Annotated in this window: 15 protein-coding genes and 1 pseudogene; 10 read left to right on the forward strand and 6 right to left on the reverse strand. The window is 72.2% G+C overall.

From position 1 onward, the window contains the following. Positions 1–106: 106 nt before the first annotated feature. A pseudogene (locus AB0J66_RS36625) lies at positions 107–773 on the reverse strand (DDE-type integrase/transposase/recombinase); the annotation flags it as partial. 136 nt (positions 774–909) lie between these two features. Continuing rightward, a complete protein-coding gene (locus tag AB0J66_RS36630) occupies positions 910–1,401 on the reverse strand; it encodes a hypothetical protein (RefSeq protein WP_364670973.1) in 492 nt (163 codons plus the stop codon). A 98-nt stretch (positions 1,402–1,499) separates the two neighbouring features. Between AB0J66_RS36630 and AB0J66_RS36635 the strand changes: the two genes are divergently transcribed. The 6 genes from AB0J66_RS36635 to nagA are packed head-to-tail and all read left to right on the forward strand — an operon-like array spanning position 1,500 to position 5,641. Continuing rightward, the gene (locus AB0J66_RS36635; RefSeq protein ID WP_364670976.1) at positions 1,500–2,519 is read left to right on the forward strand and encodes an aldo/keto reductase; all 1,020 of its coding nucleotides are present in this window, start codon (positions 1,500–1,502) and stop codon (positions 2,517–2,519) included. A gap of 43 nt (positions 2,520–2,562) precedes the next feature. Beyond that, positions 2,563–3,138, forward strand: a complete 576-nt coding sequence (locus AB0J66_RS36640; RefSeq protein WP_364670979.1) for a TetR/AcrR family transcriptional regulator — start codon at positions 2,563–2,565, stop codon at positions 3,136–3,138. After that, positions 3,138–3,527, forward strand: a complete 390-nt coding sequence (locus tag AB0J66_RS36645; protein ID WP_364671304.1) for a cupin domain-containing protein — start codon at positions 3,138–3,140, stop codon at positions 3,525–3,527. Before AB0J66_RS36640 ends, AB0J66_RS36645 begins: the two co-directional genes overlap by 1 nt. A gap of 8 nt (positions 3,528–3,535) precedes the next feature. Continuing rightward, entirely contained in the window at positions 3,536–4,135 is a 600-nt protein-coding gene (locus tag AB0J66_RS36650) for a DUF4865 family protein (protein ID WP_364670981.1), read from the forward strand. After that, entirely contained in the window at positions 4,132–4,503 is a 372-nt protein-coding gene (locus AB0J66_RS36655) for a DUF4406 domain-containing protein (protein ID WP_364670984.1), read from the forward strand. The genes AB0J66_RS36650 and AB0J66_RS36655 overlap by 4 nt, the downstream gene beginning before the upstream one ends. 1 nt (position 4,504) lies before the next feature. Then, positions 4,505–5,641, forward strand: coding sequence for an N-acetylglucosamine-6-phosphate deacetylase (gene nagA, locus AB0J66_RS36660; RefSeq protein ID WP_364670987.1), 1,137 nt, complete (start codon positions 4,505–4,507; stop codon positions 5,639–5,641). Here the strand turns inward: nagA and AB0J66_RS36665 are convergent. Beyond that, positions 5,631–6,224 (reverse strand): TetR/AcrR family transcriptional regulator, encoded by a 594-nt coding sequence (locus AB0J66_RS36665; RefSeq protein ID WP_364670989.1) that lies wholly within the window; start codon positions 6,222–6,224, stop codon positions 5,631–5,633. The two genes, nagA and AB0J66_RS36665, sit on opposite strands and share 11 nt — an antisense overlap. A gap of 71 nt (positions 6,225–6,295) precedes the next feature. Between AB0J66_RS36665 and AB0J66_RS36670 the strand changes: the two genes are divergently transcribed. From AB0J66_RS36670 to AB0J66_RS36680, 3 genes are read left to right on the forward strand one after another with little or no spacing between them, the layout of a single operon-like run. Next, on the forward strand, positions 6,296–7,210 hold the full coding sequence (locus AB0J66_RS36670) for a nitrilase-related carbon-nitrogen hydrolase (protein WP_364670991.1): 915 nt from the start codon (positions 6,296–6,298) through the stop codon (positions 7,208–7,210). Then, positions 7,207–8,217: an agmatine deiminase family protein gene (locus AB0J66_RS36675; protein ID WP_364670994.1), complete on the forward strand. Its 1,011-nt coding sequence runs from the start codon at positions 7,207–7,209 to the stop codon at positions 8,215–8,217. The genes AB0J66_RS36670 and AB0J66_RS36675 overlap by 4 nt, the downstream gene beginning before the upstream one ends. Then, positions 8,214–9,557, forward strand: coding sequence for an NAD(P)/FAD-dependent oxidoreductase (locus AB0J66_RS36680; protein WP_364670996.1), 1,344 nt, complete (start codon positions 8,214–8,216; stop codon positions 9,555–9,557). The genes AB0J66_RS36675 and AB0J66_RS36680 overlap by 4 nt, the downstream gene beginning before the upstream one ends. A 15-nt stretch (positions 9,558–9,572) precedes the next feature. On the opposite strand, the gene AB0J66_RS36685 is transcribed toward AB0J66_RS36680, so the two are convergent. Further along, the gene (locus AB0J66_RS36685) at positions 9,573–10,817 is read right to left on the reverse strand and encodes an ROK family protein (protein WP_364670999.1); all 1,245 of its coding nucleotides are present in this window, start codon (positions 10,815–10,817) and stop codon (positions 9,573–9,575) included. 89 nt (positions 10,818–10,906) lie between these two features. Here AB0J66_RS36685 and AB0J66_RS36690 point away from each other — a divergent pair, with 89 nt between their 5' ends. Further along, complete coding sequence (locus AB0J66_RS36690; protein ID WP_364671001.1) at positions 10,907–12,175, forward strand: YbiU family protein; 1,269 nt, start codon at positions 10,907–10,909, stop codon at positions 12,173–12,175. A 21-nt stretch (positions 12,176–12,196) separates the two neighbouring features. Here AB0J66_RS36690 and AB0J66_RS36695 read toward each other — a convergent pair whose 3' ends face one another. Both AB0J66_RS36695 and AB0J66_RS36700 read right to left on the reverse strand, forming a co-directional pair. Continuing rightward, complete coding sequence (locus AB0J66_RS36695) at positions 12,197–13,441, reverse strand: hypothetical protein (RefSeq protein ID WP_364671004.1); 1,245 nt, start codon at positions 13,439–13,441, stop codon at positions 12,197–12,199. Between the two features lie 161 nt (positions 13,442–13,602). Continuing rightward, positions 13,603–14,631: an NAD-dependent epimerase/dehydratase family protein gene (locus tag AB0J66_RS36700; RefSeq protein WP_364671007.1), complete on the reverse strand. Its 1,029-nt coding sequence runs from the start codon at positions 14,629–14,631 to the stop codon at positions 13,603–13,605. Positions 14,632–14,693 lie beyond the last annotated feature (62 nt).

Here is a 14,693-nt window from a genome sequence, read left to right on the forward strand (position 1 = left end):
GGGGCGAATGATTGTATGAGTCACAACCCGAGGCGACGCGGCCGCCGCTAACCCTGCCAGCCGGTCCCAGACCAGCCACCCCAAGACTCACAGTGATTGTAGGTGTGTAGGGCCTGGCGTAGGCCCATTCATCGGCGAGGGTGCGGTGGAGGCGTTCCACTTTGCCGTTGGTTTGCGGCCGGTAAGGGCGGGTCTTCTTCACGGTGACGCCGAGCTCGGCGTTTGTGTCGTGCCAGAGCCGGGACTTGTAGCAGGAGCCGTTGTCGACAGCACCCGGGTGATGGTGATGCCGTGGCCGGTGAAGCAGGCGTGTGCTCGTCGCCAGAAGCCGATCGCGGTTTCTTTCGTTTCGTCGGCCAGGATTTCGGTGTAGGCCAGCCGGGAGTGGTCGTCGATGGCGGTGTGCAGGTAGGCGCAGCTCAGCCGGGCGCCGCCGAACGCGTCGGTGGTATGCCTGGCGGTGGCGGCACGGTTGTGTTCGCCCGGGGCGCGGCGTTGAGTGCGCCCGCCGCCGCCGTCGGGGATGTTGCCGAGTTTGTTGATGTCGACGTGGATCAGGTCACCCGGCTGGTCGTGTTCGTAGCGGCGGCGGTTCGCGGGTGCCCCGGTCGAGGTGGGCCAGGCGGGGCTGCCCCGGTCGGCCCATCGTTCCGCCGTGGCCGGCTGACCTGGAATCGTTCCGCGGCCCGGCGTAGCGGCCAGCCGTCATCGACGACACAGCGAGCAAGGCGCAATCGGCCGAGTCCGGTCAACGGGGCGTTGGCGTGTGGCATAGAGGACCGCTCGGGTGTGGTGTGGAACTGTCGCAAAGCTCCACTTCACCCGGAGGTCCTCACCTATTTCAGGACCCCGCCGCGTTTCCAACGTCCGTGGATAGAACACCTAGGCCAACTAGGCCTCGAGCCTTTGTCACCCGGAGTGGGGTGCGGATTTTCCGGTGGCCAGGCCCAGCGTGGCCAGCGCGGCCAGGTCCAGCAGGGCGCTGAAGCACAGGAACGCCGCGATCACGGCTTTGAGGTCCTTGCGGTACTCGGCGCCGGTGATCGGAATGAGGGTGCCGTGTGAGTTGAGGAAATAGCTCCCGTCCACGATGGTGGGCTGGCCGGCGGGCCAGGGGTGGGGACCGGTGACGCTCACCGTGATGGCCAGGGCAACGAGCACCCCGCCCATCACCCCGGCCGAAATGAGCGCCGAGCGGCGTCGCGTGCTCGGCCCGGTCGTCTTTCGTGACGTCACCTGGCTCGCGATCAGCAGCGCCAGCGCCGCGAAGACAGCCACGAAAGCCACGCCGACCGGAAGCGGTGGCAGCGCCGGAATCGCCAGCCAGCCGACGGCCAGCAACGTCAGGCCGGCGGCGCCGGCAGCGAGCCCACCGAGGCCGGGGCCACGGTTACCTCTCATCACATGTCACCCCGGCGAATCCGTACAACCTGGTAGTGGCTCTCCCATGATGAAGCCTCCCCTCCCGCGCGAGCCAGCGCGGGGTCATGGTCGAAGCCATGCAGAATCGCACACTCGGCCGGACCGGGATCAAGGTCAGTCCGTACGCGCTCGGCGCCATGATGTTCGGGGCGGCGGCCGGCGTCGGCAACCCGGATCATGACGACGCGACGCGGATCATCCATAAGGCGCTGGACGCGGGGATCAACTTCATCGACACGGCCGACGTCTACTCGTACGGGGAGTCCGAGGAGATCGTCGGAGCCGCACTGAAGGGCCGCCGGGACAGTGTGGTGGTCGCCACCAAGTTCGGCCGGCCGATGGGGGAGGACCCGAACCGGCAGGGCGGCTCGCGGCGCTGGATCATGGCGGCGGTGGAGGACTCGCTGCGCCGGCTGCGGACCGACTACATCGACCTTTATCAGATTCATCGGCTGGATCCGGACACCGAGCTGGAGGAGACTCTGGGCGCGCTGACCGATCTGCTGCGCAGCGGCAAGGTCCGCGCCATCGGCTCCTCGAACACGCCGGCGACCTCGATCGTCGAGGCGCAGTGGCTGGCCGAGCGCCGCGGCCTGGCCCGGCCGCACACCGAGCAGCCGCCGTATTCGCTGCTCAACCGGGGGATCGAGGCCGAGATCCTGCCCACCGCCCAGCGATACGGTCTCGGCGTGCTGACCTGGGGGCCGCTCGCGCAGGGCACGCTCACCGGGCGCATCCGGCCGGGGCGGGACACCGACCTGCGCCGTACGGCCTTCTTCAAGCACATCGCCGACGTGCGCCGGGTGGAGACCGTGGAGAAGCTGATCCCGCTCGCCGACGAGGCCGGCCTGTCCCTGATCCACCTGGCCATGGCCTTCGTCACCGCTCATCCCGGCGTGACCAGCGCCCTGCTCGGCGCGCGCACCATGGCCCAGCTCGACAATCTGCTGGCGGGCCTGGAGGTGACCCTCCCCGGCGACCTCCTCGACCGGATCGACGAGATCGTGCCGCCCGGCACCGACGTCGGGGCCCTCGACCAGGGGTACGTGTCGCCGGCCGTGCGGGATCCGGCATTGCGGCGCCGGTCTTTGGCTTGAGATCGTCGTTGCCGCCATACCTACTAGTATGTATGGTGGCGGCATGACCAAAGACGCCCGCACACGCCTCGTCGAGGGCATGGCGGATCTGTTGTGGGAGCGCGGATACGTCGGCACCAGCCCCGCCGCCGTGCTGGACCGCGCGAACGTCGGGCAGGGCAGCCTCTACCACCACTTCGGCGGCAAACAGGACCTGGCGGTGGCCGCGATCCGCCTGAACGCCGACACCCTCACGCGAGCCGCGCACGAGGCGCTCGACGGGCCCGGCACCGCCTACGAACGACTCGAGCGGTTCCTGACGCGCGAGCGCGAGGTGCTCCGCGGCTGCCGCATCGGCCGCATGACCCAGGATCCGGACGTGTACGCCGCGGAGCCGCTCCGCCGCCCGGTGGCCGAGGCGCTCGGCGGCGTCCGCGAGGCGATCGCCGCCGTGATCGAGCAGGGCCAGGCCCGCGGTGAGCTCCTTTCCGGTGTGGCGCCGCGCGACCTCGCGGCCACAATCTTGTCCACTTTGCAGGGTGGCTATGTGCTCGCCCGGGCCGATCTCGACGAGGAACGTTTCGCCGAGGCCGTCCGGGGCCTGCTCGCCCTGCTCGAAGCACTGGTTCCCACGTCGTGATGGTCACTCGCGGGCATACGTCCCGGCCCGCTCCGGCTCACGTGATCGACGGGCCCGCTCAGTTCGAGGCGCTGGCCGCGCCCTCCTCTTCGTCCCGGGTGGAGGCGCTGCACGTGCACTTCGAGGCGGGCAGCCGGACGCGCTGGCACACCCATCCGAGGGGACAGCTGCTCATCGTCACGGCCGGTGCCGGCTGGGTGCAGAGCCGGGGCCGCGTCCCCGAGCGCATCGGAGCGGGCGATGTCGTCCGGATCGGCGCCGGCGAGGAGCACTGGCACGGAGCGGCCGCGGGTACGGCGATGTCCCACCTGGCCATCCAGGAACACGACGGCCATGGTGCGGCCGACGTCCTGGAAGCGGTCACCACCGGCGACTACCCCAGGGGCTGAGGAAAGCCATGCTGCTGATGCAGTACGAGATCACGCTGCCGGCCGACTACGACATGCAGATCATCCGCAACCGCGTCGCCGTCGGCGGGCCCCGGCTCGACAACTATCCCGGGCTGGGGGTGAAGGCCTTCCTGATCCGTGAGCGCGGGGTCGACGGCGCCACCTCGAACCAGTACGCCCCGTTCTATCTGTGGGCCGACGCAGCCGCCGCGGCGTCGTTCCTCTGGTCCGGCGCCGGCTTCACGGCGATCCTGCGGGACTTCGGCCGGCCGGTCGTGCCGACCTGGATCGGCGGCTCGGCCCACCAGGCTCCGGAGTGGACGATCCCACCCGCGTACGCCCTGCGGCAGAGGACCGCCCTGCCGGCCGACGCCGACATCGTCGAGGCGGCCCGCGCCGCCGACACCCGGCTGGCCGGCGCCGTCGATGCCGGGGCGGCCCAGCTGGCGGCGTACGGCATAGACCCGCGCACCTGGGAGCTCGTCACCATCACCCTGCACGAGCAGCGACCCGACAAGCCCGACGGTGAGCTGTTCCAGGTTCTGCACGCCTCGGCGCCCGAGCGCCGGCACCTGCCCGAAACCGTAAAGGATCGAATGCCCCGATGAGCCTGATGATTCTGATCGCCGGACCGTACGCGTCCGGAACCGGGGGCGACCCGGCCCTCATGCGGGAGAACCTGCGGCGGCTCGAAACCGCGGCCTGGCCCCTGTTCAAAGCGGGGCACCTGCCGATGATCGGCGAATGGGTCGCGCTGCCGGTTCTCGACAGCGCCGGCGCCACCGGCCCCACCGATCCCCTGGCCGAACAGGTCATGTACCCGACCGCGGCCCGCCTGCTGGAGCGCTGCGACGCCGTCCTGCGGCTGCCGGGGGAGTCCCGCGGCGCCGACCAGGACGTCGCCATCGCCCGGGAGCGCGGCATCCCCGTGTACTACGACCTCAATGAGGTCCCGGGGATCGGGACGGCGGACTGACGTGCTCACCTTGAGCGGGGGCCGGGTCGTCACGCCCGGGGTGGTTCTCGATCCGGGGTGGCTGACCATCGACGGCGGGCTCATCCGGGCGGTGGGCCGGGGGCGTCCGCCGGCAGGTGGGCGCGTGGTCGATGTGGAGGGTGGGTGGCTGCTGCCGGGCTTCGTCGACCTGCACATGCATGGCGGGGGTGGGGCCCAGGTCACCACCGACGACGCGGAGGAGATCCGGCGGGCGGTGGCCTTCCACCGGCGGCACGGCACCACCCGCACGCTGGCCAGCCTGGTCACCGATCGCCTGGACCGGATGGTCGCGGCCGTGGCCACCCTGGCCGGGATGATCGACGCGGGGGAGCCGGGCCTGGTCGGCATCCACTTGGAGGGGCCGTTCCTCAATCCGGCCAAGCGGGGCTCGCACCACCAGGAGTTCCTGCTGGCGCCGGATCCGGTCGCGCTGGGGCGGCTGCTGGAGGCCGGGCGGGGGCACATCAGGGTCGTCACCCTCGCGCCGGAACTGCCGGGTGGGCCGGAGCTGATCGAGCAGGTGGTCGCGGCGGGTGCCATCGCCGCCGTCGGGCACACCGAGGCGACGTACGTCCAAGCGCGTGATGCCTTCGCCGGCGGCGCCCGCCTGGCCACCCACCTGTTCAACGCCATGCGGCAGTTCCACCACCGTGACCCCGGCCCGGCCGGGGCGGCCCTGGCCAATCCGGCGGTCACCTGCGAGATCATCAACGACGGGGTCCACGTGCACGACGACGCGGTCCGCATCGCGGTGGGGGCGGCCGGTCCGGAGCGGATCGCGTTCGTGACCGACGCGACGCCGGCCGCCGGGATGACCGACGGTCGTTATCACCTGGGCCCGGTGCCGGTCATCGCCGACGGCGGCGCCGTACGCCTCACCGACGGCGCCCTGGCCGGCAGCACCCTCACGATGGACGCCGCCGTGCGGCACGCCGTCCAGGTCACCGGCCTGCCCGTCACGGACGTCGCCCGGTCCGCGGCCACCACTCCGGCCGCCCTGCTGGGCCTGGCCGACCGCACCGGCAGTCTCGTTCCGGGCAAGGCGGCCGACGTGGTCGTGCTGGACGACGACCTGCGCGTGCGGGACGTGCTGATGGGTGGGCGCTCTATCGCTTGAGGGCGGTCAGCAGCAGGTCCAGGCCGAGTTCGAAGGCGCGATCGGCCCGGGGCCGGCCCTGGCCGGCGGCTTCGATGGCGGCGATCAGGACGGGCGTACGGGCCTGGGCCTTGTCCCAGACCTCGTCCGGGGCGGCGACGTCGAGGGCGGAGCCGATCACGAAGCTGTCGAGCACCGTGATGACGTCCAGCAGGCGGGCGGTGGGGATGCCGGCGGTGGTGAGAACGGTGGCGATGTCGTCGTACATGCGGACCACGGCGGGCGACGAGACGGTGTGGGCGGTGAGCATCGGAATGAGGCGGGGGTGGCGGGCGAAGGCGTCACGGTAGTGGCGCAGCAGGGCGCGGAGGGTGTCGTCCCAGGGCGCCGGGACCGCGGCGAAGGGCGCCTCGGTGAAGATGCGGGCGCGCATCGCCTCGACGATCTCGGTCTTGCCGGCCACGTGGTTGTAGAGCGAGGACGGGCGTACGGACAGCGCGGTGGCTATCTCGCCCATCGTGAACTCGCCCTGGGCGTCCACGAGTTTCAGGGCCACGGCGGCGATCTTGTCGACCGACAGCTTCGGCTTGGCCGGGCGGCCCACGGAGCTCCTCTCGACAAGTGGTCGGGTCCCCACCATACTAAAACGAATACAATTCGTTTGGAGGGGTGGTCATGCGCCTGATCCGGTCCGGGCCGCACGATTCGCCGGCCCGCGTCGACGGGCCGTCGCGGGCGCCGCTGCGGATCGGCGTCGTGCAGCACCGCTGGCGGGCCGACGCCGGGGAGCTGCAGGACGCGCTGCTCGGCGGGATCGGCCAGGCGGCGGCCGAGGGTGCGCAGATCGTGTTCCTGCCCGAGCTGACGCTGTCGCGCTATCCGGCCTTCGAGGCGCCGCGCGGGGTTCCGGTCGAGGCAGCCGAGGATCTGACGACCGGCCCGACGGTGACGTTCGCGGCCGAGGCGGCCCGCAAGTTCGGGATTCCGGTGCACGCCTCCCTCTACGAGAAGGAGGACCTCGGCGACGGGCTCGGCTACAACACCGCGATCCTCGTCGATCCGGACGGGCGTCTCGTCGCCCGCACCCGCAAGACCCACATTCCGGTCACCGAGGGGTACGTGGAGGACAAGTACTTCCGCCCGGGACCGGCCGGCGACGCTTACCCCGTCCATCACGTCGCCGGTGCCGGCCTGGGCCTGCCGACCTGTTGGGACGAATGGTTCCCGGAGGTGGCCCGGCTGTACGCGCTCGGCGGGGCCGACCTGCTCGCGTACCCGACGGCGATCGGCTCCGAGCCCGACCACCCCCGCTTCGACACGCAACCGTTGTGGCAGCAGGTGATCGTCGGGCACGCCATCGCCAACGGCCTGTTCATCGCCGTGCCCAACCGGACCGGCGACGAGGGCCGGATCCGCTTCTACGGCTCGTCGTTCATCGCCGACCCGTACGGCCGGATCCTCGCCCAGGCCCCTCGCGACGAGGAGGCGGTGCTCGTGGCCGATCTCGACCTCGACCAGCGCCGCGACTGGCTCACCCTGTTCCCGTTCCTGACGACCAGACGACCGGAGACGTACGGAGGCCTGGCGTGACCGGCGCGCAGTGGCGGATGCCGGCCGAGACCGAGCCGCACGAGTGCACGTGGATGGCGTGGCCGTCGACCGGCTACGCGCTGGGCGAGACCACGGCCGACGCCGACGAGGCCCGTCGGGCCTGGGCGGCGGTCGCGCTCGCGGTGGCCGAGTTCGAGCCCGTACGCATGGTGGTCGACCCCGTCGCGGTGACCCACGCCCGCAAGTGGCTGGGATACGATGTGGAGCTGCTCGAAGCGCCGCTGGACGACGCGTGGATGCGTGACATGGGGCCGACCTTCGTGGTCGGGCCGCGCGGTCTGGGCGCGGTCGACTGGGTGTTCAACGGGTGGGGTCGGCAGAGCTGGGCCCACTGGGAGAAGGATGCCCGGATCGCCCGGCAGGTCGCCGAGTGGGCGGGCGCCGAGCTCATCGACTCGACCATGGTGAACGAGGGCGGCGGGATCCACGTCGACGGGGCCGGGACCGTGCTGGTCACCGAGACCGTGCAGCTGGACCCCGGCCGCAATCCGGGCTGGCGCAAGGAGGACGTCGAGCGGGAGCTGCGGCGGACCCTGGGCGTCCGGGACGTGGTGTGGCTGCCGCGGGGACTGACCCGCGACTACCAGGAGTTCGGCACGCGCGGGCACGTCGACATCGTGGCCACCATGCCGTCGCCGGGGACGGTGCTGCTGCACGTCCAGCCCGCCCCCGAGCACCCCGATTTCGAGGTGACGGCGGCGATCCGGCTGGCCCTGCCGTCGCGATGGCGGGTCGTCGAGCTGCTCGCCCCGGCGCGGCTCGAGGACGGGGAGGGCCCGGTCGACCACAGCTATGTCAACCACCTCGTCGTCAACGGTGGGGTCGTGGCGTGCACGTTCGACGACCCGCGGGACGAGGCCGCGCTCGAGGTGCTCGCCGCCGCGTACCCCGGCCGGAAGGTGGCCGGGGTCGACGCGCGGGTGATCTTCGCCCGCGGCGGGGGTATCCACTGCATCACCCAGCAACAACCGAAGGTGGGATCGTGAACGACGTGGACGTCGTGGTGGTCGGGGCCGGAGTGACCGGTCTGACCGCCGCTCTGCGGCTGCAGCAGGCCGGCTTGAAGGTGGTCGTCCTGGAGGCCCGCGACCGGGTCGGTGGGCGGTTGCTCACCGAGACGATCGACGGCGTACGCCTCGAGATCGGCGGCCAATGGGTGTCGCCCGACCAAACTGCCCTGCTCCGCCTCGTCGACGAGCTGGGCCTGTCGACGTACCCGCGGTACCGGTCGGGTGAGTCCGTCTACATCGGACGTGATGGGGTGCGGCGGACCTTCCGGGGCGACGCCTTTCCCGTGCCGGAGGAGACGGCGGCCGAGATCAAGCGGGTCGCCGAGGAGCTGAACCGGCTCGCGGCCCGGATGGACCCGCTCGTGCCGTGGGAGCACCCGTCGGCCGAGGTGCTCGACCGGATGTCGTTCGCCGAGTGGCTGGCCGGGCAGACGGACGATCCGGAGGCGCGGGACAACATCGCCCTCTACATCGGACCGGCGATGCTGACCAAGCCGGCGCACTCGTTCTCGGCGCTGTCGGCGGTGCTGATGGCGGCCAGCGCGGGCGGCTTCGACCATCTGCTCGACGCCGACTTCATCCTCGACCGGCGCATCGTGGGCGGGCTGCAGGAGGTGCCGCTGCGGTTGGCTTCCGCGGTGGACGTGAAGTTGTCGACGCCGATCGACCGGATCGAGTGGTCGGCCGAGGGCGCGGTCGTGGGTCCGTACCGGGCCCGGCACGTCGTCGTGGCGGTGCCGCCGACCCTGGTGAACCGGATCCGGTACGTGCCGGCGCTGCCGCCGGTGCAGGCCCAGATGCGCCAGCACCAGTCGTTCGGGCTCGTCATCAAGCTGCACATCACGTACGAGACCCCGTTCTGGCGCGCCGAAGGGTTGTCGGGGACCGCGTTCAGCCCGTACGCGCTGGTGCACGAGTCGTACGACAACAGCAACGAGGACATCGAGGGCGACGACCGCGGGATCCTGGTCGGCTTCGTCTCGGACGTCAAGGCGGATGGGCTGCTCGCCCTGTCGCCGGCCGAGCGCCGCGAGAAGGTGCTGGAGTCGCTCGCGGCCTACTACGGGCCGCGGGCGCTGTCGCCGGTGGCGTACTACGAAAGCCCGTGGCAGGCCGACGAGTGGACGGCCGGGGCGTTCGGGACCAGCTTCGACATCGGATCGCTCACCCGGTACGGGCGGGAGCTGCGCACGCCGGTCGGCCCGCTGTCGTTCGTCAGCAGCGACGTGGCCGGCCTCGGCTTCCAGCACGTGGACGGCGCGATCCGGATGGGCGAGGCGGCCGCGGCCGGCATCATCCGGTCGCGATCGGAGTGACGGGCCCGGCCGGCATCATCCGGTCGCGATCAGCGATGCCCGCAGCCGGCTGACGGCCTCGGCCCGCACGCCCGCGAGCACCGGCTCGGCGCTGACCGCAGCGGCGCGGATCGGCACGTGCCGGGGCATCTGCTCGCCGGCGGCCCGGATGTCGTCGGCCAGGGCCGGCCCCCACGAGCCGCCGAGCACGATCTCACGCGGGTCGGCCAGCGCGGTCACCGCTGCGACGACCCCACCGACCGCCCGGGCGACCATCGCCCGGGCGGCGGCGTCGCTCGCCAGCAGCCGGTCGACGTCGATCGCGGTGGAGCTGTCCCGCCGCAGCCCCAGCCGACCGAAGACCTCGATGAAACGGACCGCCCGCCCACCCGGCCCGACAGTCAGCAGATGGGCGAGCTCCCCGGCCAGACCGCTGTGACCGCGCCGAACCTCGCCGTCGCTGACGATCGCGCAACCCAGCCCTTCACCCAGATAGAGATACGCGAAGTCGCCCGCTCGATCCCGCTCATCGCTCGAACGCGCATGCTCGGAGGGCTGTTCGTGTCCGTTCGGCCGCGAGCCTTCGCTCGGCTGTGCCCGGTGGTCCCGTTCGGCCAGGGCGGCCCAGTTCACGTCGTTGTCGACGGTGACGGGGCCGGACACATATGGCGCGAGAATCGCGACCGGGTCGAGCTCACCGACCAGAAAAGGGGCATCCGGCAGGTGGACCAGCCGGCCGGTCGCCCGGTCGACCGGATCGGCGGCGCCGACGACGGCCAGGCGGATCGGCCGAGCGCCGGACAATCGAGTGGCCTCTTCCACGGCCGAGGCGACCGCTGCGGCGAGTTTCGCTGGCTGGGCCGGCCCAGAAGCCCGGCTCGGCTCGGTGGGGTTGGTTGGTCGGCCGGCGTAGCTCGGCTCGATGGGGTGGGCGGGTCCGGCGGCGTGGCTCGGCTCGGTGGGGTGAGCCGGCCGGAAAGCTCGGCCGACGGTGTCGCCGTAGACGTCCACGCACTCCGCCACGACCCCCTCGGGGGCGATGGTGACCGCCAGCGCGGCCCCGGCGCCGGGGGAGAGGGCGTAGTACGAGCCCACCCGGCCCTTGCCGCGCCCGCCGGCGGTGCGCTCGCCGGTGTCGGCCACCAGCCCGCGCTCGGTCAGGCGGCGCACGCTCTCGCCCGCGGTCGGCTTCGAGATGCCGATCTCGGTGGCCAGCTCGGCCCGGGTCAGGCGCCGGTGCCGCATCAGCGTGCGCAGCACCTGTTCGTCACTGATCTCCACTCAACCATTCTAGTAAGGCCCCTTGCCTTGGATCTCCGCGACACGTACCGTTATTCAAGTAAGGAGCCTTGACTAGAAGGAGATCCGCCGTGCCGACGACCACCGCCCTGCCGCACTGGGAGGAGACTCCCGCCGACCTGCGCGCCGCGACCCGCGAGATCAAGGCCGCGCTGCGCGCACAGATCGAGGCCTCGGGCCGTACGGTCGACGAGGTCTTCGCCGTCGTCGAACGGCGCGTGCAGGCCGCCGTCGACGACATCAACGCCACCCGGCGCCGCGGCGAGAACCCGTGGCCGGTCATCGATTACGCCGACATCGAGGCGGGCACCGCGCCGACCGACCTGATCAGGAAACGGGGCTGTCTCGTCGTGCGCGGGCACTTCGAGCGCGAGCAGGCCCTGCGGTGGGACCAGAGCATCGTCGACTACGTCGAGGGCAACCACTTCTTCGAGAACTACCGCGGCCCCGGCGACGACTTCTTCGGCAGCGTCGGCTCCAAGCCCGAGATCTACCCGATCTACTGGTCGCACGCCCAGATGGAAGCCCGGCAGAGCGACCGCATGGCCAAGGTGCAGGCCTTCCTCAACAGCCAGTGGAAGCACACCTCGGACGAGGGCACGCAGTGGTTCGACCCGGACCGCGACTCGCTCTACCCCGACCGGATCCGCCGCCGCCCCGAGGGCGCCGACTCGGCCGGCCTGGGCACCCACCTCGACCCGGGCACGCTGGATCTGTGGATGACCCGGGCCTATCAGAAGGCGTTCCGGCATCTGTTCGACGGCAGCGTCGAGCAGTACGACCCGTGGGACGCCGCCTACCGCACCGACGGCCCGCAATATCCGGGCTCCACGATGTGCTCGGCCTTCCGCACGTTCCAGGGCTGGACCGCGCTGTCCGACATGGCCCACGACCAGGGCGTGCTGCACACCGTCCCGATCCCCGAGGCGATGGCCTACCTGATGCTGCGCCCGCTGCTCTCCGACGTCCCGGACGACGACATGTGCGGCGTCACCGTCAACCAGGTCTTCCCGGCCGGCCACAAGTGGCACGCCCCGCTCATGGAGGCCCTGTCCGGCATCCCCGACGTCCGGGCCGGCGACTCCGTCTGGTGGCACTGCGACATGATCCACAGCGTCGCCCCGGTCGAGGCCCAGCAGGGCTGGGGCAACGTCATGTACATCCCGGCCGCCCCGTGGTGCCCCCGCAACGAGAAGTACGCCTCGTCCGTCCGCGACGCCTTCGCCAAGGGCGAGAGCCCGTCCGACTTCCCGCCCGAGCACTACGAAAGTGAGTGGCCCGACCGCTTCCACTTCGAGGACCTGAACGAGACCGGCCGCCGCGGCCTCGGCCTCGCCTGACCGCGCGGCCACATACGTACGTCACCAGGCGGTCAGCACGAGATGGTTGACGAGCAGGGCGGTGGCGGCCTGCCCGGCCAGCCACCAGCGCCGATCCGGCCGGGGCAGCAGCGACGCCGCGGCCGGAAGCCAGATCGCGAAGGGCAGCCAGATCCGCTCCACCTCGGCCTTGCTCATGCCCGACAGGTCCGCCACCAGCGCGGCCCCGGCCCAGGCCAGAACCAGCCCCGCGACCGGGCCGCCGGCCGGCACGGCGCGGCGCAGGATCGCGGCGGCGGCCGGGCCCGCGCTGAGGCTGAACGCCGCGAGGTTCGCCCACACCCAGTACGCGTACGGCCGCTCCGAAGCCAGGCCCTGGTAGTAGCGCTGCCGCACCAGGCCGTACCCCTCCCACCAGGCGAAGCCGAGCCCCGTCACCGTGCCCACGATCAAGGCCGTGCCCACCGCCGCCCAGATCAGGAGGCGCCATCGGCTGCGGCGCAGGACGATCACGGCCAGGGCCGGCAGGGCCAGCAGGACCAACCCATAGGAGAGGTACGCGCAGACGGCCAGCCCCGCCCCCGCGGCGGCGACCGCCCACCGCGAGCCCCGGGACAGCCCGAGGGCCAGCAGCGCCACCGAGACCGCCGCCGCGCCCGCGAAGAGCCCGTCGGCCGAGGCGCCCACCCACACCGCGCCCGGGAAGAGCGCCAGGAACGGCGCCGCCGCCCGGGCCGCCGCTTCGCCGCCGAGCTCCCGCACCGTGACCATGACCGCCACCACGGCCAGACCACCACCCACGACGCAGGCGACGGCGGCCCAGCCGCCCCCGCCCAGCCCGACCCGGTCCAGGCCGACGAAGACGAGCAGCGCGCCCGGCGGATGCCCGGCCACATGCGTGGTCCACGGATCGGGGCCACCGTCGAGGATCCGGCTGTCGAAACCCCGCAGCAGGGCCGGGATGCCGGTCGTCGCGGGCACCTCGGCGAGATACTCGTACGGCGTGGTCAACCGCCCGGCGAGGCCACGCCGCCAGCCGTCGATCAGGGCCAGCGCGAACGTCCACGCCAGTGAGGCGGCCCATGTGGCCGCCATCAGCCGTCGCCACGACAGCCGCTCGGCCAGGCCCGGCCCCCACCGGATGACCGCCAGCGCCACCGCGATCGCGGCCGGCGTGCCCACCCCGGCATGCGGCAGCACATGACCGAACAGGGGAGCGGCCGACGCGTGCACGGGATGGCCGGCCCACCCGAGAACCGCGCCCACCAGCGCCGCCGCAGCAACCAAGGCGGCGACGGCACCGAGCGCCCACCGATCCCCGCGCGACGACGGCCCGAGCCGCGCCCACCGATCCCCGCGCGACGACGGCCCGAGCCGCGCCCACCGATCCCGGCGCGATGGACCGAACCGCGCCCGCCACCCGGCGCGGCGCCAGGGCGAGCGTGGGCTCAGGCGCGCAAGGGTGCGCACGCGAACTCCCGCAGCCCGTCGGCCGGTGACACCGCGGCCCGGAATCCGAGCTCGGCCGCCGCCCGTTCAGGGGAGGCGACCACATGCCGGACATCCCCGAGCCGGAACCGGCCGGTCACCTCCGGACGCGGCCCGCCGAACGCCTCCGCGATAGCACCGGCCATCTCACCGACCGTGGTGGGCCGGCCGGATGCGACGTTGTAGGCCCGGAATCCGTCCGCGGTGTCCATGGCGAGCACGTTCGCGCTCGCGACGTCGTCGACATGGACGAAATCGCGCAGCTGACCGCCGTCCTCGTACACCTGCGGCGCCGCCCCGCGCTCCAGCGACGACCGGAAGATCGCCGCCACCCCGCTATACGGCGTGTCGCGCGGCATGCCCGGCCCGTACACGTTGTGGTAGCGCAACGCCGCCACCGCCCCACCGCATTCGCGCGCCCACACCGCGCACAAGTGTTCCTGCGCGACCTTCGTCGCCGCGTAGAAGCTGCGCGGGTCCATCGGCGCGTCCTCGTCCACCAGCCCGGATCGCAGGGCCGATCCGCACGTCGGGCACAGCGGCTCGAACCGTCCCGCGAGCAGATCCGCCGCCGCGCGGGGCGACGGGCGTACGGCGCCATGCCTTTCGCAGTCGTACGCGCCTTCGCCGTACACCACCATGGAGCTGGCCAGCACCAGCCGCCGGATCCCGGCCCCGGCCATCGCGGTCAACAGCACCGCCGTGCCGAGGTCGTTGCAGCCCACGTATTCCGGGACGTCGTCACCCAGCCCGACCAGCGCCGCCTGATGCACCACCGCGTCGACGCCGCGCAGCGCCTCGCTCACCGCGTCCCGGTCCCGCAGATCGGCGCGGTGCATGCGCGCGCCGGGCGGCGCCGTCGGCGGGCTGTTGTGCACGGCCGGATGCCCGTTGTCCAGAACGGACACGTCATGGTTCGCGGCGAGCAGGGCGCCGGCCACGGCCGAGCCGATGAATCCGGCGCCCCCGGTCACGAGAATGTGCGTCATGCCGGCGACCGTAAGCCCGCGCGCCGTCCGGGCGAGCGGTCCGGTCCGATCCGTCAGCGGTT

The sequence above is a fragment of the Actinoplanes sp. NPDC049598 genome, assembly GCF_040675435.1.
GTDB lineage: Bacteria > Actinomycetota > Actinomycetes > Mycobacteriales > Micromonosporaceae > Actinoplanes.